This is a genomic window from Tenacibaculum sp. SM2510, assembly GCF_057002845.1.
The window spans coordinates 158,093-182,651 of the sequence record NZ_CP192703.1 but is presented as its reverse complement, the minus strand read 5'-3'; the positions used below and the strand labels follow the sequence as shown (position 1 = coordinate 182,651).

The 24,559-nt window shown below is 31.0% G+C and carries 23 protein-coding genes; 13 read left to right on the top strand and 10 right to left on the bottom strand.

Annotated features, from left to right (window positions below; translation table 11 throughout):
* The first annotated feature begins 52 nt into the window (after nt 1–52).
* Entirely contained in the window at nt 53–1,342 is a 1,290-nt protein-coding gene (locus tag ACQ629_RS00740) for an exo-beta-N-acetylmuramidase NamZ family protein (RefSeq protein ID WP_483705982.1), read from the top strand.
* A 171-nt stretch (nt 1,343–1,513) separates the two neighbouring features.
* Nucleotides 1,514–2,587 (top strand): serine hydrolase domain-containing protein, encoded by a 1,074-nt coding sequence (locus tag ACQ629_RS00735; RefSeq protein ID WP_483705980.1) that lies wholly within the window; start codon nt 1,514–1,516, stop codon nt 2,585–2,587.
* Nucleotides 2,588–2,591: 4 nt separating this feature from the next.
* Here the strand turns inward: ACQ629_RS00735 and ACQ629_RS00730 are convergent, their stop codons facing one another.
* The 3 genes from ACQ629_RS00730 to ACQ629_RS00720 all read right to left on the bottom strand — a co-directional run bounded on the left by ACQ629_RS00730 (nt 2,592) and on the right by ACQ629_RS00720 (nt 6,565).
* Nucleotides 2,592–3,269 (bottom strand): class I SAM-dependent methyltransferase, encoded by a 678-nt coding sequence (locus ACQ629_RS00730; protein WP_483705978.1) that lies wholly within the window; start codon nt 3,267–3,269, stop codon nt 2,592–2,594.
* A gap of 19 nt (nt 3,270–3,288) precedes the next feature.
* A complete protein-coding gene (gene capA / locus ACQ629_RS00725) occupies nt 3,289–4,287 on the bottom strand; it encodes a cysteate synthase (protein WP_483705976.1) in 999 nt (332 codons plus the stop codon).
* Nucleotides 4,288–4,402: 115 nt separating this feature from the next.
* On the bottom strand, nt 4,403–6,565 hold the full coding sequence (locus ACQ629_RS00720; RefSeq protein ID WP_483705974.1) for a S9 family peptidase: 2,163 nt from the start codon (nt 6,563–6,565) through the stop codon (nt 4,403–4,405).
* Between the two features lie 76 nt (nt 6,566–6,641).
* On the opposite strand from ACQ629_RS00720, the gene ACQ629_RS00715 reads away from it, so the two are divergent.
* The 3 genes from ACQ629_RS00715 to ACQ629_RS00705 are packed head-to-tail and all read left to right on the top strand — an operon-like array spanning nt 6,642 to nt 7,601.
* Nucleotides 6,642–6,965: a YbaB/EbfC family nucleoid-associated protein gene (locus tag ACQ629_RS00715; RefSeq protein WP_483705972.1), complete on the top strand. Its 324-nt coding sequence runs from the start codon at nt 6,642–6,644 to the stop codon at nt 6,963–6,965.
* A gap of 9 nt (nt 6,966–6,974) precedes the next feature.
* Nucleotides 6,975–7,268: a DUF2752 domain-containing protein gene (locus tag ACQ629_RS00710; protein ID WP_483705970.1), complete on the top strand. Its 294-nt coding sequence runs from the start codon at nt 6,975–6,977 to the stop codon at nt 7,266–7,268.
* Between the two features lie 18 nt (nt 7,269–7,286).
* Nucleotides 7,287–7,601 (top strand): CCC motif membrane protein, encoded by a 315-nt coding sequence (locus tag ACQ629_RS00705; RefSeq protein WP_483705968.1) that lies wholly within the window; start codon nt 7,287–7,289, stop codon nt 7,599–7,601.
* Nucleotides 7,602–7,648: 47 nt separating this feature from the next.
* Here the strand turns inward: ACQ629_RS00705 and ACQ629_RS00700 are convergent, their stop codons facing one another.
* Genes ACQ629_RS00700 through ACQ629_RS00675 form a run of 6 tightly spaced genes read right to left on the bottom strand, consistent with a single transcriptional unit; the run spans nt 7,649 to nt 13,793 of the window.
* The gene (locus ACQ629_RS00700; RefSeq protein WP_483707237.1) at nt 7,649–8,980 is read right to left on the bottom strand and encodes a DUF58 domain-containing protein; all 1,332 of its coding nucleotides are present in this window, start codon (nt 8,978–8,980) and stop codon (nt 7,649–7,651) included.
* Nucleotides 8,981–8,982: 2 nt separating this feature from the next.
* Nucleotides 8,983–9,984, bottom strand: coding sequence for an AAA family ATPase (locus ACQ629_RS00695; protein ID WP_483705966.1), 1,002 nt, complete (start codon nt 9,982–9,984; stop codon nt 8,983–8,985).
* A gap of 11 nt (nt 9,985–9,995) precedes the next feature.
* Entirely contained in the window at nt 9,996–11,228 is a 1,233-nt protein-coding gene (locus ACQ629_RS00690) for a DUF4350 domain-containing protein (protein WP_483705964.1), read from the bottom strand.
* A gap of 4 nt (nt 11,229–11,232) precedes the next feature.
* On the bottom strand, nt 11,233–11,946 hold the full coding sequence (locus ACQ629_RS00685; protein ID WP_483705962.1) for a DUF4129 domain-containing protein: 714 nt from the start codon (nt 11,944–11,946) through the stop codon (nt 11,233–11,235).
* Nucleotides 11,947–11,971: 25 nt separating this feature from the next.
* Nucleotides 11,972–12,823 (bottom strand): hypothetical protein, encoded by an 852-nt coding sequence (locus tag ACQ629_RS00680; RefSeq protein WP_483705960.1) that lies wholly within the window; start codon nt 12,821–12,823, stop codon nt 11,972–11,974.
* A complete protein-coding gene (locus tag ACQ629_RS00675) occupies nt 12,816–13,793 on the bottom strand; it encodes a stage II sporulation protein M (RefSeq protein WP_483705958.1) in 978 nt (325 codons plus the stop codon). The genes ACQ629_RS00680 and ACQ629_RS00675 overlap by 8 nt, the downstream gene beginning before the upstream one ends.
* A 118-nt stretch (nt 13,794–13,911) precedes the next feature.
* Here ACQ629_RS00675 and ACQ629_RS00670 point away from each other — a divergent pair, with 118 nt between their 5' ends.
* Together ACQ629_RS00670 and ACQ629_RS00665 are read left to right on the top strand one after the other, a co-directional pair.
* Nucleotides 13,912–14,628 (top strand): RDD family protein, encoded by a 717-nt coding sequence (locus ACQ629_RS00670; RefSeq protein WP_483705956.1) that lies wholly within the window; start codon nt 13,912–13,914, stop codon nt 14,626–14,628.
* 290 nt (nt 14,629–14,918) lie between these two features.
* Nucleotides 14,919–17,891: a DEAD/DEAH box helicase gene (locus tag ACQ629_RS00665; RefSeq protein WP_483705954.1), complete on the top strand. Its 2,973-nt coding sequence runs from the start codon at nt 14,919–14,921 to the stop codon at nt 17,889–17,891.
* Nucleotides 17,892–18,101: 210 nt separating this feature from the next.
* Here ACQ629_RS00665 and rocD read toward each other — a convergent pair whose 3' ends face one another.
* A complete protein-coding gene (rocD, locus tag ACQ629_RS00660; protein WP_483705952.1) occupies nt 18,102–19,382 on the bottom strand; it encodes an ornithine--oxo-acid transaminase in 1,281 nt (426 codons plus the stop codon).
* A gap of 255 nt (nt 19,383–19,637) precedes the next feature.
* Here rocD and ACQ629_RS00655 point away from each other — a divergent pair, with 255 nt between their 5' ends.
* The 6 genes from ACQ629_RS00655 (at nt 19,638) to ACQ629_RS00630 (ending at nt 24,556) form a co-directional block, all read left to right on the top strand.
* On the top strand, nt 19,638–20,114 hold the full coding sequence (locus ACQ629_RS00655; protein ID WP_483705950.1) for a lipocalin family protein: 477 nt from the start codon (nt 19,638–19,640) through the stop codon (nt 20,112–20,114).
* Nucleotides 20,115–20,129: 15 nt separating this feature from the next.
* Complete coding sequence (locus tag ACQ629_RS00650; protein WP_483705948.1) at nt 20,130–20,825, top strand: YiaD family glycine zipper/OmpA-like lipoprotein; 696 nt, start codon at nt 20,130–20,132, stop codon at nt 20,823–20,825.
* 105 nt (nt 20,826–20,930) lie between these two features.
* Entirely contained in the window at nt 20,931–22,382 is a 1,452-nt protein-coding gene (gene rlmD, locus ACQ629_RS00645) for a 23S rRNA (uracil(1939)-C(5))-methyltransferase RlmD (protein WP_483705946.1), read from the top strand.
* Between the two features lie 7 nt (nt 22,383–22,389).
* Nucleotides 22,390–22,869: a DUF6452 family protein gene (locus ACQ629_RS00640; protein ID WP_483705944.1), complete on the top strand. Its 480-nt coding sequence runs from the start codon at nt 22,390–22,392 to the stop codon at nt 22,867–22,869.
* Nucleotides 22,850–23,548: a DUF6048 family protein gene (locus ACQ629_RS00635; RefSeq protein WP_483705942.1), complete on the top strand. Its 699-nt coding sequence runs from the start codon at nt 22,850–22,852 to the stop codon at nt 23,546–23,548. Before ACQ629_RS00640 ends, ACQ629_RS00635 begins: the two co-directional genes overlap by 20 nt.
* A gap of 60 nt (nt 23,549–23,608) precedes the next feature.
* Nucleotides 23,609–24,556, top strand: coding sequence for an isopenicillin N synthase family dioxygenase (locus ACQ629_RS00630; protein WP_483705940.1), 948 nt, complete (start codon nt 23,609–23,611; stop codon nt 24,554–24,556).
* The last annotated feature ends 3 nt before the right edge of the window (nt 24,557–24,559 follow it).

The window sequence follows — 24,559 nt, the reverse complement described above, 5'->3', positions numbered from 1 at the left end:
TTCTTATAATAAGATTTTTAATGGTAATTTTATATTTTAATACTCTTTTTAGATGAAAAACAATTTTAGTTACCTTATTTTATTTTTATTCACAGTTAGTTTTCTATTTACAGCATGTGCTAAACAGCAAAAATCAGCGAGTACAAAAACTGAAGAAATTACTAAAATAGAGACTCCTTTAAAAATTGGTGCCGACAGAATAAATTTATATCTAAATAAGTTAAAAGGTAAGAGTGTTGCTATTGTAACCAATCAAACATCTGTTTTAACCGTATCACAAAGAGCAGAAGTATCGCCAAATGTGATGGGAAGTAAATTAGTACAACACCATTTAGTAGATTATTTACATTCGTATAATAACATCAACGTTAAAAAAGTTTTTGCTCCAGAACATGGTTTTCGAGGTAAAGCAGACGCTGGTGAAACTGTTGTGGATGGTATTGACACAAAAACGCAATTACCTATTATTTCTTTATATGGGAAGAATAAAAAACCTTCGCCAGAGCAATTAAAAAATATTGATGTGGTGGTTTTTGATATTCAAGATGTTGGTGCGCGTTTTTACACGTATATATCTTCACTACATTACGTTATGGAAGCTTGTGCTGAAGAAGGTATTGAAGTTATTTTACTCGACAGACCAAATCCTAACGGGCATTATATAGACGGACCTATATTAGAAGCAAAACATAAAAGTTTTGTGGGTATGCACCCTGTACCTGTTGTATACGGAATGACTATTGGTGAATACGGACAAATGATTAATGGTGAAAAATGGCTGAAAAACGGAATTCAATGTAATTTAACGGTTATTCCTTTAAATAACTACACGCATAACACTCAATATAGTTTACCTATAAAACCATCACCAAATTTACCGAATGATAAAAGTATAAACCTATACCCTAGTTTGTGCTTTTTTGAGGGAACAAATGTTTCTGTTGGCCGAGGAACTGAAATGCAATTTCAAATTGTTGGCTCACCTTTATTCTCTTTAAAAAATGATTTTTCATTTACGCCAAATCCAAATTTTGGAAGCAAATATCCGAAGCACCAAAACAACGTTTGTTACGGTTTTAGTTTAACCAAAAACGAACGTTTAAATACACTTGATTTAAATTGGCTTCTTACTTTTTATAAAGATTATAGTAGTTTTAAAAATGTACAAGGTTATCCTTATAAAGAATCTTTTTTTAATACTTTTTTCACCAATCTTGCGGGTACAGAAAAACTACAACAACAAATTGAACAAGGTTTTACGGAAGAAGAAATTAAAGCTACTTGGGCTAATGATCTTGAAAAATTTAAAATAATTAGAGCGAAATACTTAATCTACAAATAGTTTTTTTTATTCTAAACATAAGTAATATTACAGTTTTCAAATAGTTAAAATAAACACTGTATTTAAAATCTCTTTGCATTTTAAAAAAATAAAGTTGAATTAACTGTTTTTTGTAACCTCTAATCCTGATTTCTCGTCCAACGAGCAAATAAGAATTATAAATAACAAAAAATGAAGAAATCAATTTATTTAAAGGCTGTATTAACTGTAATTACAATTTTATCTCTTAATTTTCAATCAATAGTAAATGCCCAAAACTTAACTACGATTGATAGTTTGTTACAGGCTAAATATTCATCAAATACTCCTGGGGCAGTTTTCTTGATTTCTAAAAATGGAAATATAATATATAAAAAAGCATTTGGTCTTGCAAACTTAGAGCTTAATGTACCTATGAAAACAGATAATGTATTCAAAATTGGCTCAATCACAAAACAATTTACTGCTATCGCTATCTTAATGCTCTTAGAACAAAATAAACTTAATTTAACCGACCAAATAACTAAGTTTATTCCTGATTACCCTACCAATGGAAATAAAATAACGATACATCATCTACTAACGCATACCTCAGGTATTAAAGATTATACGAGGGTTAAAGGTATAAATGCTATTTCTCAAAAAAATATGTCTCCTTCAGCGCTAATTAATTTCTCTAAAAACGAGCCTATCGATTTTATTCCTGGAGAGAAATATAAATATAGTAATTCAGGATATGTGGTCTTAGGTTATATCATTGAAAAAATAACGGGTAAATCATATGCTAATTTTATTGAAGAACAAATATTTAAAAAAGCAAAAATGACTGCCTCTAAATATGCAAATCAAAAAGAAATAATTAAAAAAAGAGCTTCTGGGTACCAGAAGAAAGATTTTTATATAAATAGAATGGATTTCAACCTTAGTTTAGCTTATTCTGGCGGAGGTTTAATGTCTACCGTTCTCGATATGTTCAAGTGGCAAGAAGCAATTAAAAACAATGTTTTAATCAACAAAGAAACAACGAAAAAAGCATTTACAAATTACACATTAAATAACGGTGAGCATATTAATTACGGTTATGGATGGCATATAAAAACTATAGATAATAATAAAACTTTTGAACACGGAGGTGCTATTTGGGGTTTCAAATCGATGGGGGTTTATGTACCTAATTTAGATGTTTATGTAATTGCTTTAACAAATTGCCTTTGTAACTCACCTACAATGATTACAAGAAAAATAGCTGAATTAGTGGTGAAATAACGACTTAAAAAACTTGATAAAGCTTTGTTACTATAATACCTTTTTTGTTATCTAAAACAACAGTTACTAATTCTTTTTCTTCTTTTACTTTAAAGTTAAATGGTGGTTCTAGTAAATTCAATCCACTTTGTTTTTTCAGTCGTATACCCTGACCTGAAATAATATCTTTATTCGGAATAAAATCTCCTTCTGGTAGATGTTCAGTTAAAATAACATACTTAAAGTTGCTCAGACTTTTAACAACATTTTGCACTTCACTATTTGATAGATGCTGTAACACTTGCCTTACAATAACACAGTCGACAGATGGTAAATTATCTACCGCAATATCTAAACACTGAAATTCTAAATTAGTTTCCTTAAACCTTTCTTTATTGTAAGCAATAAGATCTGATACAATATCTACAGCAATATATTTTTTAGCGTATTGTATTAATTGTTTACCAATATTAAAATCACCACAGCCCAAATCACATACTGTTATTGGGTCTTTAAAGGAACTTAAAAATGAAGCTACAGCATCTATATAAGGAATAACAATATCAGATTGATGAGAACCATCTCCAGAATAAAAAACAGTGCTATTGGTACCCCAAAGTTTCATTTCATAAACCTGCTCCATCGCCTTTTTAGTTGGCCAAGGAGATTTATTATTATTTTTTGGTTTTTCTTTATTATTCATAAATAAAGTATCTATTAAACTATTCCAAAAACCCTTGCTCTTTCATCCAATTATCAGAATAAATTTTATCCATATAACGTATTCCGTGATCCGGTAAAATAACGACTACAAAACTATCATTATCAAACAAACCTTTAGCTGCATATTGCTCTGTTGCTTGCATTACTGCACCAGATGTATACCCACAAAACAAACCCTCTGCCTTCACTAATTCTCGCGATTTCAATGCCGAAGCTTTATCTGCTACTTTTTCATATACATCAACCACGTCAAAATCGGTAGCTCCTGGCACTAAATTTTTACCTAGTCCTTCAATTTTATATGGTGCAATTTCATTTTCATCAAACGTTCCTGTTTCATGGTATTTTTTAATTACCGATCCGATTGCATCTACTCCTAAAATTTGAATATTTTTATTCTTTTCTTTTAAAAAACGTCCTGTACCAGAGATGGTTCCTCCAGTACCACTAGCCACAACCATATGAGTGACTTTACCTTCAGTTTGTTTCCAAATTTCTGGTCCTGTAGTTTTATAATGAGCTTCTATATTTAATTCATTAAAGTACTGATTGATGTATATAGAACCTGGATGCTCTTTGTGTAATCTTTTGGCTACTTCATAATACGAACGAGCGTCATCGGCTGCAACGTTAGCGGGGCAAACATGCACCTCTGCTCCCATTGTTTTTAAAACATCAATTTTATTTTGAGATGATTTATCACTAACAGCCAAAATACACTTGTAACCTTTTACCAAAGCAATCATAGCTAAACTAAACCCTGTATTACCAGAAGTGGTTTCTACAATAGTATCACCCGGTTTAAGAATTCCCTTTTTTTCTGCATTTTCAACAATATGCAATGCTATTCTGTCTTTCGCAGACTGCCCGGGGTTAAAAGCTTCTACTTTTGCGTAAAAACTACCTGGTAAATCTTTCGTTATTCTATTTAACTTAATTAAAGGTGTTTGACCTACTAATTCTAATATATTATTGGCAATATGTTGATTTCTATCCATTTTTGTCTAATAAAAAACGTCATTACGAGAATAAATGACGAAGTAATCTTAAGTTATGAGATTGCTTCTTTACTCTTGTAATGACGCTTACACTCAATTGAGCGCAAAAATATAATTATTTTTCTAACTTACCTTCTAACATTAAAAAGAAGCTATATTCTTCTGCTGTTTCTTTTAAAGCATCAAATCTACCAGATGCTCCTCCATGACCAGCTTCCATATTAGTATGCATAAACAACATATTATCATCTGTTTTTACATCTCTTAGTTTCGCTATCCATTTTGCAGGTTCCCAATACTGTACTTGACTATCGTGTAAACCTGTTGTGATTAACATATTCGGATATTTTTGAGCCTTTACCTGATCGTATGGAGAATATGATTTTATATAATCATAATATTCTTTGTCGTTCGGATTTCCCCATTCGTCATACTCACCTGTTGTTAACGGAATCGTATCATCTATCATTGTAGAAATTACATCTACAAATGGTACAGCTGCTATAATACCGTTGTACAATTCTGGATTCATATTAACAATGGCTCCCATTAATAATCCACCTGCAGATCCGCCCATGGCATATAAATGTTCTGGAGATGTATACCCTTTATCAATTAAATACTTCGAGCAATCAACAAAATCGTTAAATGTATTTTTCTTGTTTAACATTTTTCCATCTTCATACCACTCACGTCCTAAGTATTCACTTCCTCTAATATGTGCTAAAGCGTACACGAAACCTCTATCTAATAAACTTAAACGAGTTGTTGAGAATCCGTCTGAAATAGTATATCCGTATGAACCATATGCATATTGTAATATCGGAGTGTCTTTTGTTAACTTCGTTTCTTTATGATGTACGATTGATAATGCTACTTTTTTACCATCACGAGCAGTAACCCAAATACGTTTACTTACATAATTGTCCTTATCAAACTTCCCTCCTAAAACCTCTTGCTCTTTTTTAATTTCTTTTGATTGATCTTTCATATTAAAATCAACCACCGAACTAGGAGTCGTCATCGAATTGTATGAATAACGAATAATATCGGTATCAAATTCAGGGTTTCCATACACACCTGCCGAATAGGTTTCTTCATCAAAAGGCAAATAATAATCTGCTGTATTATCCCAACGTTTAATACGAATTTTATTTAACCCGTTATTTCTTTCTTCTAAAACGATATAGTCTTTAAAAATTGAAAAATCTTCGAATAATGTATCTTCTCTGTGCGGAATTACATCTACCCAGTTTTCTTTTTCTGTTTTATCTTCAGGAGTTTTCATCAACTTAAAGTTGGTTGCTCCGTCTTTATTGGTTTTAATATAAAAATGATCTTCGTAATGGGCAATATCATATTCTAAATCACGCTCACGAGGCTGAATCATTCTTAATTCTTCCTTCGGATTATCAGCATTTAAAACCTGATATTCTGTAGAAACAGTACTGTAAGAACCTACTACAATATATTTTTTAGATTTAGTTTTGGTTACAAAAGCACCAAAAGTTTCATCCTTTTCTTCAAAAACTAATTCATCTAACGCAGAATCCGACCCTAAAACATGCTTGTATATTTTTGATGATCTTAAAGTTACAGGATCTTTTTTAGCATAAAACAATGTTTTATTATCGTTTGCCCAAACACTTCCTCCTGTAGTATTTTCTATAATATCTTTATATAACTTACCTGTATCTAAATTTTTAATTCTGATAAAATACTGACGACGACTTACCGTATCTGTAGCAAAAGCTGCCAATGTATTATCTAGTGATACACTTAATCCGCCTAACTGAAAATAATCGAATCCTTTAGCTTCGGTATTTACGTTAAACATAATTTCTTCCGCTGCCTCTAAGTTATCCTTCTTACGACTATAAATAGGGTATTGTTGTCCTTTTTCATAACGTGTTATATAAAAATATCCGTTGCTTTTATAAGGTACCGATTCGTCATCTTCTTTTATACGCCCTTTCATTTCTTCAAATAACTGCTCCTGAAACTCTTTTGTTCCTTTGGTACGCTCTTCATAATAAGCGTTCTCAGCATTTAAGTAATCGTATACTTTTTGAGTTTGTTCGTCTTTAACATCCGCATTTTTTTGCGCATCTGTTAAACGCATCCAAAAATAATCATCAGTACGTATGTCTCCGTGTTTTTTTAAAGTTGTTGCTTGCTTTTCAGCAACTGGAGCTATAATATCTTTCTTCATTTCTTGTTTTTTGCAAGAAGCAAAAATAAGACTAAAAGCTATAGCAGATAGCATTAATTTTTTCATTTTTATTTAGTTTGGTTAATTTTCTTTTGAAAATACTATTTTTGTGATTAGTAATCAATAAAAAATATAACGATAAATGTTTGGAGATATTTCAGGAATGATGGGTAAATTAAAAGATGCTCAAAAAAAAGTAGAAGAAACTAAAAAACGCTTAAACACAGTTTTAATTGATGAAGCTGCTGCCAACGAAAACTTAAAAATTACAGTAACTGCTAATAGCGAAATAAAATCAATTTCGATTAACGAATCTCTATTAGAAGATAAAGAAGAATTAGAAGACTATTTAATTTTAACATTAAATAAAGCTTTAAAAAGAGCGCGTGATATTAACGAACACGAACTAGCAATTGCTGCCAAAGACGGAATGCCAAATATTCCTGGAATGGATATGTTTAAATAAATAAATAACATGTATTTACAATTAGAAGATTATATGTTGCCTTGTTTAAATAAAAAGCTCTTCGGAGTTGATTGTTTAGGTTGTGGCATACAACGTGCTTTAAGTTTATTAATTCATGGCGAATTTATTGCCGCTTTTAAAATGTATCCTGCTATTTATACGTTGTTATTATTTGCTGGGTTTATTATTATCAATTTCTTTTACAAAGTAAAAAGTGCACAAAAAATAATTAGTATATTGGCTGTTATTAATGTGCTTATTATTGTTATAAGTTACTTTGTGAAAATGAATCAACTAATTTAACTTTTATTAAAAAAAACTATGGAAAAACAATTCAAACCAACTACTATTTACGTTTTATCAGTCATCAGTTTCTTATGTTGCTGTGTTGGTGGTTTAGGTATTTTATTAGCAACACCTGCTTTTATTATGGCTAACAATAAATTAAAGGAAGCTGAAGCAAACCCTGATCAATTTAATGCTACTACAACTAAGGCTATAAAAACAGCTAAAACTGTTGCAATGGTTGCGTTAATTATTAATGCTGTGTATTTAGTTTGGACTGGTTATAATTTAGCAACTACAGATTGGGATGTTATAATGGAACAATTCAATAAAGGATTACAAGGAGCCTAATAAAAGCTGCCTTATATAAAAAAAGCGACCAAATTGGTCGCTTTTTTTTATATCATTCCTTTTGCCTTAAACTCTAGGTATTTATTAATCACATTAACCGATAATTGCTGTGGTTTGGTTAAAATAGCATGAATACTATTACGTTCTAATTCTTTTACTATTAAACGTTTTTCAAATGCATATTTCTCAGCTATTGTTTTGTGATATACACTCTGTAAATCTTCTGAATTTTCGTTTATCAAACTATCCAGTTCTGTATTTTCAAAGAAAACCGTAACTAATAAATGTTTTTTAGCGATTGCTTTTAAATACGGTAGCTGTCTTTTTAAGGCTGAAATATGCTCGAAATTAGTATATAAAATAAGTAAACTTCGTTGGTTAATTTTTCTTTTAATCGTTGCATATAATAAAGCAAAATTAGCATCTGTAAAGTCGGTTGTAATATTGTACAACTCTTCATTAATTACCGATAAATTTGTTTTTTTATTACTCGCTGCTATAATTTTTTCTACACTCTTCGAAAACGTTAGCATTCCTGCTTTGTCGTTTTTTAATAATGCTATATTAGAAAAAGCTAAAGCCGAGTTTATAGCATAATCTAATAAACTCAATCCTTCGAAAGGCATTTTCATAACACGCCCTAAATCGATGATAGAATAAATAGGTTGCGATTTTTCATCTTGATATTGGTTTACCATCAAGGCGCCTCTTTTAGCAGTTGCTTTCCAGTTTACATTTCGCACATCATCACCAGGAATGTAATTTTTAATTTGCTCAAATTCCATCGTCTGACCGATACGTCGGATTTTTTTCATTCCGAATTCCGTTAAGTTATTATGCATCGCCAAAAACTCGTATTTCTTCATCTGAATATAAGACGGATACACTTTTACTTCCTTATCGTCTGAAAAAGTATATCTTCTAGAAAATAGTTGCAAGGTTGATGCTACAAAAACATGTACATTTCCGAATTTATAAGCGCCTCTTTCTACTGGGCGAACACTATACGTAAAGGTTGATTTTTCTGCGGATTGCAACGTTGTTTTGTAATCGAAATCTCTCTTTTGAAACTGCGTTGGCAATTCATCAATCAAAGAAATAAAAACCTGAAAAGGATAGTTGTTTTCTAACGTAACTGCAATTTCATTTTCATCAGAATTTGATAATTTATCTGAAACTACGCGCTTTGATGAAAATCCGTTTTTAAATCGATATAAAATAACTATATCGATACTCATCGTTATTAAAAACAACCATACCAACACCCATGTTACATTGTAAATAACAGGAAACCAAAACGATACTAAAAACAATGCCGAAAGCACGCTTATATAACTAAAAAAGCGACTGTGAATGTATATGGATTTAAAAAATTTAATCACTATCTCGGAACTTCTACTGATTGAACAATTATATCGATAACCTTGTCTGTTGTCATCCCTTCCATTTCACGTTCGGGAGTTAACATAATCCTATGACGCAACACTGGGTGAATACTCTTTTTTACATCTTCAGGAATTACAAAATCACGTCCGTTAATTGCTGCAAAAGCTTTCGATGCCATTAAAACAGCAATACTTGCTCTTGGTGAACCTCCCAAATATAAATGAGCGTTATTACGTGTATTTGAAATTAATTGCGCAATGTATTTTATAATTTTTTCTTCTACCAACACCTCGAAAACCTTGCTTCTGTATTCTAATAAATCTGCTTCCGTTAATACTGCTTCAATTTTAGATTGTGGCAATGCTCCTTTTCTGTCATTATGAGCGGTGATGATTTTAATTTCTTCTTCTAAATTCGGATACCCAACATTTATTTTGAATAAAAAACGATCTAATTGTGCTTCTGGTAATGCATAAGTTCCCTCCTGCTCTATCGGGTTTTGAGTTGCTAAAACCATAAATGGCGGATTCATAACATAACGTTCCCCATCCATCGTAATTTGCTTTTCTTCCATCACTTCAAACAAGGCTGCTTGCGTTTTTGCAGGCGCTCTGTTTATCTCATCAATCAATACAATATTTGAAAAGATAGGGCCTTTTTTAAACTCGAAATTAGATGTTTTCATGTTTAAAATAGACGTTCCTAAAACATCCGAAGGCATTAAATCGGGTGTAAACTGAATTCTACTAAAGTCAGTCGCGATTGTTTTTGCTAATAATTTTGCCGTAACTGTTTTTGCTACTCCTGGTACACCTTCAATCAAAACATGTCCGTCTGCTAATAACGCAACTAATAACAGTTCTATAAACTCTTCTTGACCAACAATTACCTTACTTAATTGTTCTTTTATCTTAACAACAGCCTCTTTTAATTTTGATAAATCTATTCTGCTTGAAAATAGTTCGTTTCCTTCTGTTGGAGTATTTTCTGTATTCATGCTTTTATTTTTTATGCTTTAAATTCTTCAATTGCTTTATTTAACGCAATCAACTCTTCTTCTGAAATTTTATCTTTAGCCTTTATACTATCAATCTTTTTGAATAGTTCCTCAACCTTTTCTAATGAATTACCACTTCTACTTGCTAACTTATTATAAAAAATAGCATCAATTTTTAAAGTTGATAATCGGTGTGTGATTCTTATATATTCTAAAAAGTAATTTATTTTATGTGTAGCTATATTTTTATGATCTGATTTTTCATAATACATGTTCGCAATAGTACGTGTAAATGCTAAAGTCTGATTTTTTAAAGGTGTAATTACAGGGATTAATCGCTGATTTCTTTTTCCTTTAAAAATCACAAAAAACAATACGCCTATTAATGCCATATAATAGGCCCATTTTAAATGTTTAGAGCTTAAAATATAATGCATTGGTGAAGAAATTCCGCTTTTTCCTGTTTTGTAATACGCATCCCAAAGAATTGTAGCTTTATTACTAGTTCCTGAGTTTTGTCCGCTTGAACTATTATTTTCATTAACATTCAAATACGATAATACACTTGCTACATAGGTGTAATTAGTATCTAAAAGCATGTTGTAATTGGTAAATGCTTGTGGGAATGTATGCAAGTAAAAAGTACCTTTTCCGAATTTGGTTTTAATAAAGTTAGGTTTACGACTTACAACGGAATTTTTTTCATTTCTGATTAACAACTCGCCTAAAACAGTTGTTTTTAAGGTATCTATTTTAGAGAAATACGCTTTCGAGAAATCTCTATCAAAATGATATTCGTTGGTATTTAAATTTTTATTTACGAGTTTTTGATATGCTTTTTCTTCAAAAGCTGTAGTACTTAATTGTTTTGTTTTAACATTAAGTGTATCAATATGAATACCGTTGGTCGCTATAAAAATAGTGTTCCCTTTTTCTACAAATTTTAGTAATTCGTTAAACTCCTCTTTACCAAAATTTAGCTTTCCATCAACAAAAAAATAAGTTCCTTTATTGGTGGAATCTTTTAAAAATAAATAGGGAGATTGATATACGTCTCTTACTTTTTTATCAGCAAATAATGCTGGCATTTGTTTATGCAACACATAGGTTCCGTACGGAATTTTATGTTTCGCATCATAACTCGGAAACCAATTAATTTCTTTTGGTTTTATAGACTCGATATATACAATACCAAGCAGTATAAATACCAATAAACCAATATATACTTTTAGTTTTTTATCCAACTTATTAAATTTTAGCAATCACTTTTTTAAAACTAGTTTCTGCTTTTAAAAACTTTTCTTTATCAATTAAAAATTCTCCATACCAAACATAATCGTATAAATGAGTTAGTGTTTCAAACTCTTTATACAAACTTTTATTTGTGGCTAATTCTTTTATATAATCTTCATTTGTTTTTTCTTGCTGCCAAGAAATCAGCTCTTTTTCTGATAATTTTTTTAGTAATAATAAATAGTAATAACGCGTCGCTAATTTAAAATTCCCATTGGTTATTGCCGTTTTAATTAACGTAGGTAAATCCTTTTCTTTTATTAGCGCTTCTTCATCAGATAAGTTTACAATCGATTGTGCTTTTTTACCATCAATAATATTACGTGCATTTACTTTTAAAAAGAATTTAATGATTAAAAATAATACCAAGCCAGCTATTATATATGGCAATGCTCTTAATAGTATTCTTAGAAAACCCATTGCTGGTGAAATATCATCAAAAATATATGATAGTATTTTCTTTACCGTTCGCTTAAACCAATTCCACGCTTTTTCGATAATAGTAGGTTCGCGTTTTTCAACTATATAAATAAAAGCTTCTTGCTGTTTGTATTCAGATATTTTTTTGTTGTCGAATTTTTTAAATTCGATAAATTCAGTGTCGAACTGAACTATTTTCTCTTCAGATGTTTGTGCAAACATTTGAAGAGAAAATAGTAAGAATAGCATGTAAGAGAGGAGCTGTTTCAAAATATTATTGACCTAAACTATCAATTGTTTCAATGGTTCCTGTTAAATTTTTCTGTTCGTTAATATCAAAATATAAAAACACATTAGTTACTAATGTTATTGCATAAAACATTAATTTCCCTACGATAGAAATTAAATATAAAAGTAAATATATCGGGTCACTAAATAAATTAAATACAGCTGTTGGATCTTGACTATTTAACCCTATTCCCATTTGTACAAATTGATATATTACTGCTGGTATTTGAAAAATATAGCCTAACACCCCAACTAACAGTCCAACCACAATCAAAACACCTAAAGTTTCCCAGAAATGCCCACTGATAAAGCTAAAACATTTACCAATTGTACCAGTTGCTGATTCGTTTTCGAAAACTAGTATTGAAGCTCCTAAAGACAAAATTGTATATATATAAATTGATGGAAAGAAACATAACATTATACTTACAAAAAATATAATTCCTGCTAAAACTCCAAACCCCATAAAAGACCAAAAACGTTCTTTGGTATTGCGTGAAATTTCTTCTTGATCTACAGCTCCGTTATTATCAATATATGATTTTATATAATGCATTCCTGCTAAATTGATAAATACAAATGCGACTAAATATGAAATAATTACGATTAAAGATGCTGCAAACATTCCAGAAAAATTACTTATATCATTAGATCCAAATGAAGGTATAGACATCATATAATATATCATTGCTGCTACCGCTATTAAAATAGGAATTGCAGCTATTTTTAAGATTGTTAAAAAGAATTGTTTTCCTTCTAATCGTATAAATTTAAAAGCATCAGTAATAATGGCTCCTAAATCTCTTTCTTTTTTAAATTGTATGTATTCTTTATTCATATGTTGGTTGGTTGATAATTGATTTTTTATGTAGTTGAATTGGGTATATTACGTAGTAAAATATAATACTTGCTAAGGATGCTAAAATAATAGTGATTGCTAGCCAATCTGGCATTTCGGTATGGCGCGTTACAAAACCTTCTAAAAACCCAGCGATGATAAAAAACGGAATGGTACTTACCATAATTTTTAATCCGTCTTTCATACTTCGTTTAAAAGATTCTAATCGAGAATAGGTTTCGGGAAATAATAATCCGTTTCCTAAAACCAAGCCTGCACAACCAGCAATTACAATTACTGATATTTCTATGGTACCGTGAATCCAAATTGTACGAGACGATTCCCATAACAATCCTTTACCATAAAAGAAATACAAAAACGAACCTAACATAATACCGTTTTGCATCATTATATATAAAGTCCCTACAGAAAACAGCATTCCTAAAACAAAAGCAAACATGGCTACTTTTATATTATTGATGGTAATACCGATAAACATATCTACTTCGTTGGCTTTTTTATAAACTGCCATCGGATCGCCTTTTTCAATATTCTCTAACGTCATGTTTACATAACTGTCACCTAAAATAAGGCGAACGAAATCAACATCATTAGCGGAAGAAAAAGCACCAACCAAACTAAAAAAAGCGAACACTCCAAAAGCTATGAATAACTGCTTTTGATGTTTGTAAAATGATAAAGGAAACTCCGTTTTAAAAAAACTGATGAACCTATTTTTACTTTCTTTTTTAGTTTTATAAATTTTTTGATGTGCTACAGATCCTATCGAATTTAAATACACCACTGTATTTCCGTTCGGATAAAAGGTTTTGGCATAACTTAAATCATCCGTCAGCTCAACATATAAGTCAGATAATTTATCTGGAGAAAGACTTGTTTTCTTGTACAAAGCGTCTTCAAACAATTGCCACTTCTCTTTATTTTTTTTTACAAAGGCAGCTTCTCTCATTCAGAAAAAAAATTACAGCAAATTTTAAGAGAAACGTCTCTAATCATAGAATATTTTTATCTTCGCTAAACTAAAAAAAGTTGAAAGAACAATCAATAAAAAATTGAAAAACTAATTCATGGATAATTTTCAAATAGAAACTGCTCAAAATATTTCAATAAATCAAAATGTAGCACATATTACTACCCGAATTGGTTCTTACTTAATAGACGCTTTATTTATTGCAGGTTATTACATTATCCTATTTTTTATTATGGCAATGTTAAATATGGCTCCTAGTATGAAATATATGAGCATATATATGCTATTAGGCTTACCTGCTTTTTTTTACAGTTTACTTTTTGAAGTTTTAATGAATGGACAAACACCTGGTAAATATTTTAATAGAACCAGAGTTGTAAAGATAGACGGATCTAAACCTACATTTGGCAGTTACTTAATACGCTGGCTATTACGAATTGTAGATTTTACTTTAGCTGGTGGATCAGTGGCTGTTTTAACTATTCTTTTAAACGGAAAAGGGCAACGTTTGGGTGATTTAGCAGCGTCAACTACTGTTATTTCTGAAAAGAAAAGAATTACCTTAAAAGATACCATCGCCAATGATATTGACGATAATTACGTACCTCTTTACTCACAAGTTACTTTGCTTACCGATAGCGATATTCACACCATTAAAAAAGTATATAGCGACGCTAAAAAGAAAAGAAACCATCAAGTAATTATGAAATTACATATAAAAGTTAAGGAGTTAACGAATATTACAACCGATCAAAACCCGATGGATTTTATAGATACCGTTATTAAAGATTATCATTATTTCGCGCAGCAGTAAATAGCTTTTACTATTAGATAAAAGTGTTCAACTTTACTTCATTTACTGTCAAATCGAGCGCAGTCGAGACCTCTTTTTTAAGAACCTGTAAATTCTCGATTGCGCTCTAACAGGCAATTTATAAGTTCTTCAACTTTCAAAAACGCTTTGTTATTTCACTATATACGAATCAGTTAAAAACATGTTGATTTTTTGGTTGATAAAAAGACAATGGCAAGTCATTTTTAAGTTGATTAATATGCTATTTTCGCCTTCTTTATCCATCTATAAATTCAGGATTTCTTCAGCGCATGAAAAACGAAAAAAACTGGTTACAATATTATAAAAACAGCTTATCTGATAGTGAAAACCTAGCTATTGATATTTCTAAAATCAAGAAATTATTTCACCAACAATCTTCGGATTTAAGCAATGCGCTCATCAACTCTAAACAAGCAAATGAATTATTAGATGTAGAAGAACGACGTATTAATCGTTTAAAAGGAATCACAAAAAAAGACAGTAACAAATGGTACAAAGTTGAAGAAACTAAAATACTTATCTCTCCTTTTCATTTAGAATATCAAACGGATAGCACTACGTATAAACAACGCCCAATTCATCCATTTTGGATTGTTGCTGTTGTAAATCGTTCAGGGCAATTATCGGCTCCTAAAGAATTGTTTCCTTTAATTGTTCGTAATTATTTAACGCCCGTTGCCGATGTTAAAAATGATTTCATTTTTTCTGAAATAGACACTGTTTTAGATGCCAAAGAACTTGAAGCTCCATATACTGAATACGACGACGAAGTAGTACCTTGGGATGAATACTGGAATTATGTAACCGATATATTTTCGGCAATTACCAATAACAACTTAAACAACTATCAATCAGAAAGATATACTACACAATATCAACTTACTTATTTTGCCATCAGTTCTAAAATTTCTACCGCAAAAAGTATTCTTTTTTTGTATGAAAACTTGTTAAAAAATGAAGAAGAACTCCCCATTTTATCTAAAATAATAGACCCAACTGCAAAAAACAGAATTGAAGCTGTTACCGATACTGGTTTTTTAAATTACAACCATTTGCATTTAGGTCAAATGTCTAATGAATTTCCATTATCTGTAAGTCAGCGTAAAACATTACTTTCTTATTTAACTGCTGAAGAAAATGCAGTTACTGCGGTAAACGGACCTCCAGGAACCGGGAAAACAACACTTTTACAAAGTTTAGTAGCAACCGAATTTGTAAAAGCTGCAATTGCAGGGCAAGATGCTCCTGTTATATTAGCTTGCTCTAACAACAACCAAGCAGTTACCAATATTATTGATAGTTTTGTTAATTCTGAAAGCTCGATGGAAGAATTAGCAGCACGTTGGATTCCTGATTTTAACGGATACGCAACCTATTTGCCTTCAAACTCTAAAAATGAAAAAGCCTTAAAAAATATCAATTTCTTAAAAGGAAATATGTTTGGTAATGAAGGTACTTTATGTAATTTAGAGGATGAAAAATACCTAAACGAAGCCGAATATTACTTTTTAACAAACTTTTGCAATTATTTTAATGCGGAAACAAATTCGTTAGAAGATGTTTGCGATGCATTACAAAACGAGATCATTACCATTGAAGATAAATTAATTGACGGAGTTCAGTTTTCTGCCGATTATATAACTTCTATCAATTACATTAATAACATTCTTTTAAAGGAAGCCGATTATATTCAAAAAGATGCTTTTAAAATAGGAAGTCTTAAAGAATGGCGAACCATACTTACTAATTTAAAGTCAGCCACAAAACAAGTCGATTTTATTGATCAAGTAAAAAAATATTTTAAAACTGATACTTCTGAAAACAATGAGAGTTTTATTTTTAAAATCAATGAAGACACCATTGCTAGTAGCGAAAAAACAATTGCTTTTATTAAAGAATGTATCGCTAATTTAAATTTAGCGCTACAAGCAAATCTAAAATTAAAAAATTGGAAAGCAGAAAACAAAATTAAAGGATTTCCTTTTGTTTCAGAAGAGCAAATGTGGACCAATGAATATGAAAAAATAAGCTCTAAAGACAACTCACAGCGTTTTTTTTATGATGAGATTGATATGGAATTACGCCATAAAGCATTTCTATTAGCTGTACATTATTGGGAAGCGCGTTGGTTATTAGCCACAAAAGATGCTTTTGAAAACAATACCGAAAAAGGAACAGGAGAAAACGCTATTAAGAATAAATGGAAACGCAGAGCAATGTTAACACCTTGTTTTGTGGCTACTTTTTATATGGCGCCGAGTCACTTTTTATACAGTCAATTTCAAGGAGAAGATGAAAACGGAAAACCTATTTTCGAGTATCTTCCTTTATACAATTTTTTAGATCTTTTAATTATTGATGAAGCCGGTCAGGTAACTCCCGAAGTTAGTATCCCTGTATTTTCATTGGCTCAAAAAGCCTTTGTTATAGGCGATTTAAAACAAATTGAACCTATTTGGTCTATTCCTCAAAAAATTGATATTGGTAATTTAACAAGTTTAAATATGCTTCAAAATGAAAACGATGAAGACTATTTAACAAAAATGGGCTTTTTAGCATCCTGCGGTAGTATTATGAAAATGGCTCAAAATGCCTGTGAATTCGAAACACCTTTAGGTACTGAAAAAGAGCAAGGTTTGGTTTTATTAGAACACCGAAGATGTAACGATGAAATTATTAGTTTTTGCAACGAACTTGCTTACAACGGTATTTTAAAACCGATGAAAGGAAAAGCAAAAGACAACCAAGTTTTCCCATCAATGATGGCGTATCATGTAGAAGGTTTTAGTGAACGTAAATTTAACAGCCGTTGCAATATAAACGAAGTAAAAGCCATTATAACCTGGCTGCAACAAAATAAAGAAAAGATACAAGAAGCCTATAATGTTGAAACGATCGAAAGTGTTTTAGGTATCATTACGCCATTTGCGAGTCAAAAAGGTGAATTATCTAAAGCATTAACCGAAGCCGGCTTTAAGGTAAACAACATTAAACTAGGTACCGTACATGCTTTACAAGGTGCTGAACGAAACATTATATTGTTCAGTTCGGTATACTCTAACGAAGATGAAGGTACTATGTTTTTCGAAAAAGACAACAAACCAAATATGTTAAATGTAGCCGTTTCTAGAGCTAAAGAAAGTTTTATTTTATTTGGTGATACTCGAATTTTTGATGAAACGAAAAACACTCCTTCAGGTATTTTAAAAAAGCATTTAAATATTTATGAGACTGTAAGCTAAACCCTTTAATAAAACATTTTTTTGAAGCTATTTCCCGCTTTACGTACTCGCTCTCTGCGAGGAGCTCAAACAAATACTACAATCGGGGCTAAGCCTATATATTAAGTTTGGTCTTTAGCAATAAAACCTTTTTTATCCTTTAGAAAACAAGGACACAAAAAAAGAGGAACGATTTTAATCATTCCTCTTATATATTTAAAATTTATGAATTTATTTTTTAAATCCAGAAATTGTTTTCTTAATAATATCGATACACTCCATTAATTGTGCTTCAGTAATAACTAAAGGTGGTGCAAAACGAATAATATTACCATGTGTCGGTTTTGCTAATAAACCGTTATCTCGTAATTTCATACAAATATCCCAAGCGGTAGAGCTTTCTTCTGTATCATTAATTAAAACAGCGTTCAACAACCCTTTTCCTCTTACAGATTTTACTAAATCATTACCTTTTGCGAATTCAGATAATTCAGCTCTGAAAATCTCACCTAACGTATATGCTCTTTCTGCTAAATTTTCTTCCTGAACAACTTCTAATGCAGCAATAGCAACTGCTGCTGCAACTGGATTACCTCCAAAAGTAGAACCATGATTTCCTGGTTTAATAACATTCATAATGTTATCATTTGCTAATACAGCAGAAACTGGATAAGCCCCTCCTGAAAGTGCTTTTCCTAAAATTAAAATATCCGCTTTTATTTCTGGTTCACCAGAACAATTTTTGTCGGCACATGAACAATTACCACAAGTAGCCAATAAACGACCTGTTCTTGCAATTCCTGTTTGTACTTCATCAGCTATAAAAAGTACATTATGTTTAGCACATAATTCCTTTGCTGCTGCTAAATATCCTTCGGTTGGCACATATACACCAGCTTCACCTTGAATTGGCTCTACTAAGAAACCTGCAATATTTTTATCACTTTCTAAAACTTCTTCTAAAGCTTTTAAGTTATCATACTCTATTTTAATAAATCCATCTGTATAAGGCCCAAAATTCTTACGTGCTACAGGATCATTAGAAAAAGAGATAATAGTTGTTGTACGACCGTGAAAGTTGTTTTCACAAACTACTATTTGTGCATCATTTTCATTAATACCTTTTACTTCATATGCCCACTTTCTACATAATTTCAAAGCAGTTTCTACCGCTTCTGCACCTGTATTCATTGGTAATAATTTATCAAAACCAAAAAGTTCGGTAGCAAATTTTTCGTACTTACCTAACATGTCATTATAAAATGCACGAGAAGTTAAGGTTAATGTTTTTGCTTGTTCTACCATTGCTCCAACAATTTTTGGATGACAATGTCCTTGGTTTACTGCAGAATATGCAGATAAGAAGTCGTAATACTTTTTACCTTCAACATCCCATACATGTACGCCTTCACCTTTACTAAGTACTACTGGTAACGGATGGTAGTTATGTGCTCCGTACTTATTCTCTAATTCGATCGCTTGTTGCGAAGTTAATTGGTCTAAAACAGCCATTTTAAAATAATTTTTAATTCATAAAAAACTATTCCTGTTCTACCTTTATTCTTTCAATAGTATAGTTTTATAACCTTATATTTATAAACCTTGAAAAAGCAGCGTGGGAAAGAAATCATCCCTAAAAAAACAAAACTATTAAATTTTAGCGACTTTTTAAGTCACAATGTATCTTAAATGAGTCAAAGTAAATTTCAGATGCATCATAGACTAACTTGAAATAGTTTAATTTTGTAAATGATAAAAAAACTAAACATGAAAAAATATTTAACGATTTTAGTTGTTTTAATGCTGTTTATCAGCTGTAAATCAACTTCTGTAGTAAACACTAAATTAGACGGAAAAACTGAACGAATGCTTAAAGGAAACTGGGCAATTACTTCAGTAAGCTATCCAGGCTCTGACTATTTAAAAGTAAACTCTTTTAATATAGAAGATTCTAAATGCTTTGTTGGTAGTAACTGGAGCTTTGTTTCAAACAACAACAAAGGCCAAATGAGCCTTAACAATCCAGTAACTTCTTGTAAAGAATTTAGTTCGCCAATAACATGGTATATTAATAAAAGTGGTGAATTTGTTTTAAAAATAATTAATGATCACAAAGCTAAAAAAGTTAACAGTGGTTTTGTACTAAGCATTAGTAATGTAACAGAAACAAGTTTTCAACTAATTGACAAAATAAATGTTGCAGGGAGTATTAAAGATATTACATATACATTTCAAAGAAAATAATTATAAAAAAACATCATGAAAAAAACAATTATATACAGTCTATTCGCACTAATTTTAACTAGTAGCGTACTTACATCTTGTAACTCAATTAAAAACGCTAACAACACTCAAAAAGGTGCTGCTATTGGAACAACAGCAGGCGCTATTTTAGGAGCCGTAATTGGTAACAACGTAGGAAGCGGAAAAAACTCTGAATTAGGAGCAGTACTAGGTGGAGTTATTGGAGGTGTTACAGGTGGAGTTATCGGTAACAAAATGGATAAACAAGCCCGTGAAATTGAAGAAGCATTGCCTGGTGCTGAGGTAGAAAGAGTTGGTGAAGGAATTATGTTAACGCTAGGTGAAAACGCTGTTAGATTTAACACAAATCAATCTACTTTAACGACATCAGCTAAAGCGAACCTTAATAAATTAGTACCCGTTTTTAACAACTATAAAAACACAAACATTGTTATTTATGGTTATACTGATATTACTGGTAAAGCAGAATATAATCAAGCGCTTTCAGCAAGAAGAGCTAGTTCTGTAAAAAATTATTTAGCTGAAATGGGAATAGAGATCGCAAGATTCGAAACCAAAGGGTTAGGTATTCAAGATCCTATTGCTTCTAACGAAACATCAGAGGGTAGAAGTAAAAACAGACGTGTTGAGTTTGCCATTTTAGCAAACGAAAAAATGATTAAAGAAGCTAAAAAAGAAGCAGGAAAATAAACAATATATCTCTTTCATAAAAAAGGCTACTCAAATGAGTAGTCTTTTTTGTATCAACAAACCATAACTTTTCATAATTTTGCAATCCATAAATTATAGTTTACAATGCCACGTAGAGAACGAAATAAGTTTGTTAAAAAAAATCAAGTTTTAGAATTAAAAATTGAAGATTATGCCTTCGGCGGAAAAGGAATTGCTAGAATTCATTCTGAAGAAGGAAGCTTTGTTGTTTTTGTTCCTAACACATTACCAGGGCAATTAGTAAAAGCTCAAATTGGCAAATCGAGTAAAAAATATGCCGAAGCAAAATTAATTGATGTTTTAGAACCTTCTGAAAATGAAGTTGAAGTTCCGTTTCAAGACATTCCTGGTGCTCCGTATATTCAATTACCAATCGATTTACAACATCAATATAAAAAACAAAGCACCTTATCTTTATTCCAAAGAATAGGGAAAGTTGAAAATATAGAGGACTTGTTTGATGAATTTATTACTTCACCAAATGTATTTCATTATCGAAATAAAATGGAGTATGGATTTTCGGCTATTGGTTACGACAGAGTAAATAAAACAGATGCTGACTTTTTTACCTTAGGATTTAAACGTCGCGGTGTTTGGTGGATGGGAGATAATTTAGATAAAGATTCTGGATTATTTGATACACAAGTTGAAGACAACTTAAAAGTAATTCGTGAATACTGTGAGAAAACTGGATTAGCGCCTTGGCACGGACCCAAAAAAGAAGGTTTCTTTAGGTATTTTGTAGTTCGTAAATCTTACAAAACAAACGAGTTATTATTTAATTTAGTAACTACATCTTACGACTTACCTAAATTTGATATGCAAGCTTTTGTTGCATTGTTAAAAGATATTTTTGGAGATCGTTTAGCTGGTTTATTACATACTATAAATGATGAAGTTGGTGATAGAACAATCGCTACCTCTGGAAGTATAGAATTGGTTACCGGAAAAGATAAAATTGTAGAGGAATTATTAGGTTTAAATTTTGAAATTAGCATGAAAAGCTTTTTTCAAACAAACCCTAAATCTGCAGAAAAATTATATACAAAAGTTGTTGATTATGCTTTAGAAAACAAAGAAGCTATTGACAATACTGTGGTAATGGACCTTTTTTGTGGTACAGGAACTATTGGTCAAATTTTAGCTTCAAGAAGCGAAAACGCAAAAATAGTTGGAGTAGATATTGTTGCATCAGCAATTGAAGATGCAAAGAAAAATGCGAAACGAAATAATATAGAAGGTTTACAGTTTTATGCTGCTGATGTTGGTAAATTCTTAAAAGAACATCCACAATATCAAAATAAAATTAGAACCATTATTTTAGATCCAGCTCGTGCAGGTATTGCTCCTAAAACATTAACCAAAATCATCAACTTAAATGCAGATAGAATGGTTTATGTATCTTGTAACCCAGCAACACAAGCTCGTGATACGGAACAATTAATGCAAGCAGGTTATTTTATTAAAAAAATCAGTTTAGTAGATCAGTTTCCGCATACAGCACACATAGAAACAGTTGTTTTATTTGAAAAATAAATCTTAAATGAAAAAATACATCTTTATTTTATTTATTTGTTTGATAGGAATATCATCTTGTGAAAAAGACGATTTCTGTGTTCAAAATCCTGTAACCCCAAATTTAGTTTTACGTTTTTATGATAAAGACGATGTATTTCAACTAAAACAAGTGGAACGTTTTTCTATAATAGCACAAGGAAAAACAGATAGCCTTTTTACAAATAGAACTACAGATAGTATTGCTATTCCGTTAAACTCTTTAGCTAAAGAAACTGTTTACACTCTTAAAATGAACAACGCAGATGGTAATAAAGCTACAAATCAATCAGCAACTCTTACTATAAAATACAATCCTGAAGATGATTATGTTTCTCGCTCTTGTGGCTTTAGAGTTATATTTAAAGATGTAAACTTAGAATATACTAGTTGGATTGATAATTTATCTACTTCAACAATTACAAATATCAATAATCAAACAAAAGCGCATGTACAGGTATATTATTAGTCTCTGTTTGATTGTTATTTATGCAAATAGCTATTCACAAAAAAAAGAAATCCCTAAAACTAAAAATGATTCTACAACCTATAAAACAGGTTATGGATTGCGTTTAGGTGTTGATATTAGCAGACCTGCATTAGCAATCGTTGATAAAAGTTATAGCGGGTTAGAATTGGTAGGTGATTATCGTATTTCTAAAAAATGGTATATAGCTACCGAGCTTGGTTATGAAGAAGAAATAACCTTTGAAGATTTTACAAAATCAGCATCAAAAGGAAGCTTTATACGACTTGGTGCAAATTTTAATGCTTACCAAAATTGGTTAGACATGAATAACGAAATTTATGTAGGTATGCGTTATGGTTTTGCTCTTTTCGATCAGACTTTAAATAGCTACAAAACAAATGTAGGAAGTACTTATTTTCCGTCTGACACTATTGAAGCTCCAATTACAGAATCAGGATTAACAGCGCATTGGACTGAATTTCAACTAGGTATAAAAGTAGAGGTTTTAAAAAATTTATTTCTTAGTGGCGGTTTTTCTTATAAGGTAATGTTAAGTTTAGATGATCAGAAGAACTTTAAAACCCTTTATGCTCCCGGTTTTAATCGCGTATTTGAAAGTAATACTGGTTTTGGCTTCAATTATACAATCTCATATTTAATACCTTTTGTTAATAAGTAATTTTAGAGCTTACGGTTGATTTCATTAACTTTACACTTTGAATAATTAAACTTATTAACAATGAATAAAATTCCAAGCGTAAATTTAGCAGACTTTTTATCTGATGATAAAAACATAAAACAAAAATTTATCAATGAGATTGGTGACGCTTATGAGAATATAGGGTTTGTAGCTTTAAAAGGCCATTTCTTAGATGATGAATTAGTTGGTAATTTATATACAGAAATTAAAAACTTTTTCGACTTACCTACAAGTGTAAAAGAGAAATATGAAATTCCAGGTATTGGTGGTCAAAGAGGTTACGTTTCTTTTGGTAAAGAAAGTGCTAAAGGTAAAAAAGAAGGCGATTTAAAAGAATTTTGGCATTTTGGTCAGTATGTAGATGCCGATTCTAAATACGCAAATGAATATCCTAATAACGTAGATGTTGAAGAGCTACCTAAATTTAATGAAGTAGGTAAGCAAACGTATCAAATGTTAGAAAAAACAGCGAAATTTGTATTGCGTTCATTGGCATTACACTTAGGTTTAGAGGAGACTTATTTTGACAATTATATAAAGAACGGAAACAGTATTTTACGTCCTATTCACTACCCACCTATTCAATCTGAACCAAAAGGAGCCGAAAGAGCTGCTGCTCATGGTGACATTAATTTAATTACTTTGTTAATGGGAGCCCAAGGAAAAGGATTACAAGTTCAAAACCATAAAGGAGATTGGATTGATGCCGTTGCACAACCTGATGAATTAATGATTAATGTAGGTGATATGTTATCACGCCACAGTAATAATAAATTAAAATCTACAATACACCGAGTTACCAATCCGCCAAAAGAATCTTGGGGAACTTCTCGCTATTCAATTCCTTTTTTCATGCACCCTATTTCTGATATGAAATTAGATGTTTTAGACAATTGTATTGATGAAAACAATCCAAAACAATTTGATGATATTACTGCTGGTGAATTTTTAGATGAGCGTTTACGTGAATTAGGATTGAAAAAATAGTAC

Bases quoted from the DNA above. Each gene is read 5' to 3' on its own strand.
- ACQ629_RS00740 (WP_483705982.1), top strand. From the start codon at position 53: ATGAAAAACAATTTTAGTTACCTTATTTTATTTTTATTCACAGTTAGT.
- ACQ629_RS00735 (WP_483705980.1), top strand. From the start codon at position 1,514: ATGAAGAAATCAATTTATTTAAAGGCTGTATTAACTGTAATTACAATT.
- ACQ629_RS00730 (WP_483705978.1), bottom strand. From the start codon at position 3,269: ATGAATAATAAAGAAAAACCAAAAAATAATAATAAATCTCCTTGGCCA.
- capA (WP_483705976.1), bottom strand. From the start codon at position 4,287: ATGGATAGAAATCAACATATTGCCAATAATATATTAGAATTAGTAGGT.
- ACQ629_RS00720 (WP_483705974.1), bottom strand. From the start codon at position 6,565: ATGAAAAAATTAATGCTATCTGCTATAGCTTTTAGTCTTATTTTTGCT.
- ACQ629_RS00715 (WP_483705972.1), top strand. From the start codon at position 6,642: ATGTTTGGAGATATTTCAGGAATGATGGGTAAATTAAAAGATGCTCAA.
- ACQ629_RS00710 (WP_483705970.1), top strand. From the start codon at position 6,975: ATGTATTTACAATTAGAAGATTATATGTTGCCTTGTTTAAATAAAAAG.
- ACQ629_RS00705 (WP_483705968.1), top strand. From the start codon at position 7,287: ATGGAAAAACAATTCAAACCAACTACTATTTACGTTTTATCAGTCATC.
- ACQ629_RS00695 (WP_483705966.1), bottom strand. From the start codon at position 9,984: ATGAATACAGAAAATACTCCAACAGAAGGAAACGAACTATTTTCAAGC.
- ACQ629_RS00685 (WP_483705962.1), bottom strand. From the start codon at position 11,946: ATGCTATTCTTACTATTTTCTCTTCAAATGTTTGCACAAACATCTGAA.
- ACQ629_RS00680 (WP_483705960.1), bottom strand. From the start codon at position 12,823: ATGAATAAAGAATACATACAATTTAAAAAAGAAAGAGATTTAGGAGCC.
- ACQ629_RS00675 (WP_483705958.1), bottom strand. From the start codon at position 13,793: ATGAGAGAAGCTGCCTTTGTAAAAAAAAATAAAGAGAAGTGGCAATTG.
- ACQ629_RS00670 (WP_483705956.1), top strand. From the start codon at position 13,912: ATGGATAATTTTCAAATAGAAACTGCTCAAAATATTTCAATAAATCAA.
- ACQ629_RS00665 (WP_483705954.1), top strand. From the start codon at position 14,919: ATGAAAAACGAAAAAAACTGGTTACAATATTATAAAAACAGCTTATCT.
- rocD (WP_483705952.1), bottom strand. From the start codon at position 19,382: ATGGCTGTTTTAGACCAATTAACTTCGCAACAAGCGATCGAATTAGAG.
- ACQ629_RS00655 (WP_483705950.1), top strand. From the start codon at position 19,638: ATGAAAAAATATTTAACGATTTTAGTTGTTTTAATGCTGTTTATCAGC.
- ACQ629_RS00650 (WP_483705948.1), top strand. From the start codon at position 20,130: ATGAAAAAAACAATTATATACAGTCTATTCGCACTAATTTTAACTAGT.
- rlmD (WP_483705946.1), top strand. From the start codon at position 20,931: ATGCCACGTAGAGAACGAAATAAGTTTGTTAAAAAAAATCAAGTTTTA.
- ACQ629_RS00640 (WP_483705944.1), top strand. From the start codon at position 22,390: ATGAAAAAATACATCTTTATTTTATTTATTTGTTTGATAGGAATATCA.
- ACQ629_RS00635 (WP_483705942.1), top strand. From the start codon at position 22,850: ATGTACAGGTATATTATTAGTCTCTGTTTGATTGTTATTTATGCAAAT.
- ACQ629_RS00630 (WP_483705940.1), top strand. From the start codon at position 23,609: ATGAATAAAATTCCAAGCGTAAATTTAGCAGACTTTTTATCTGATGAT.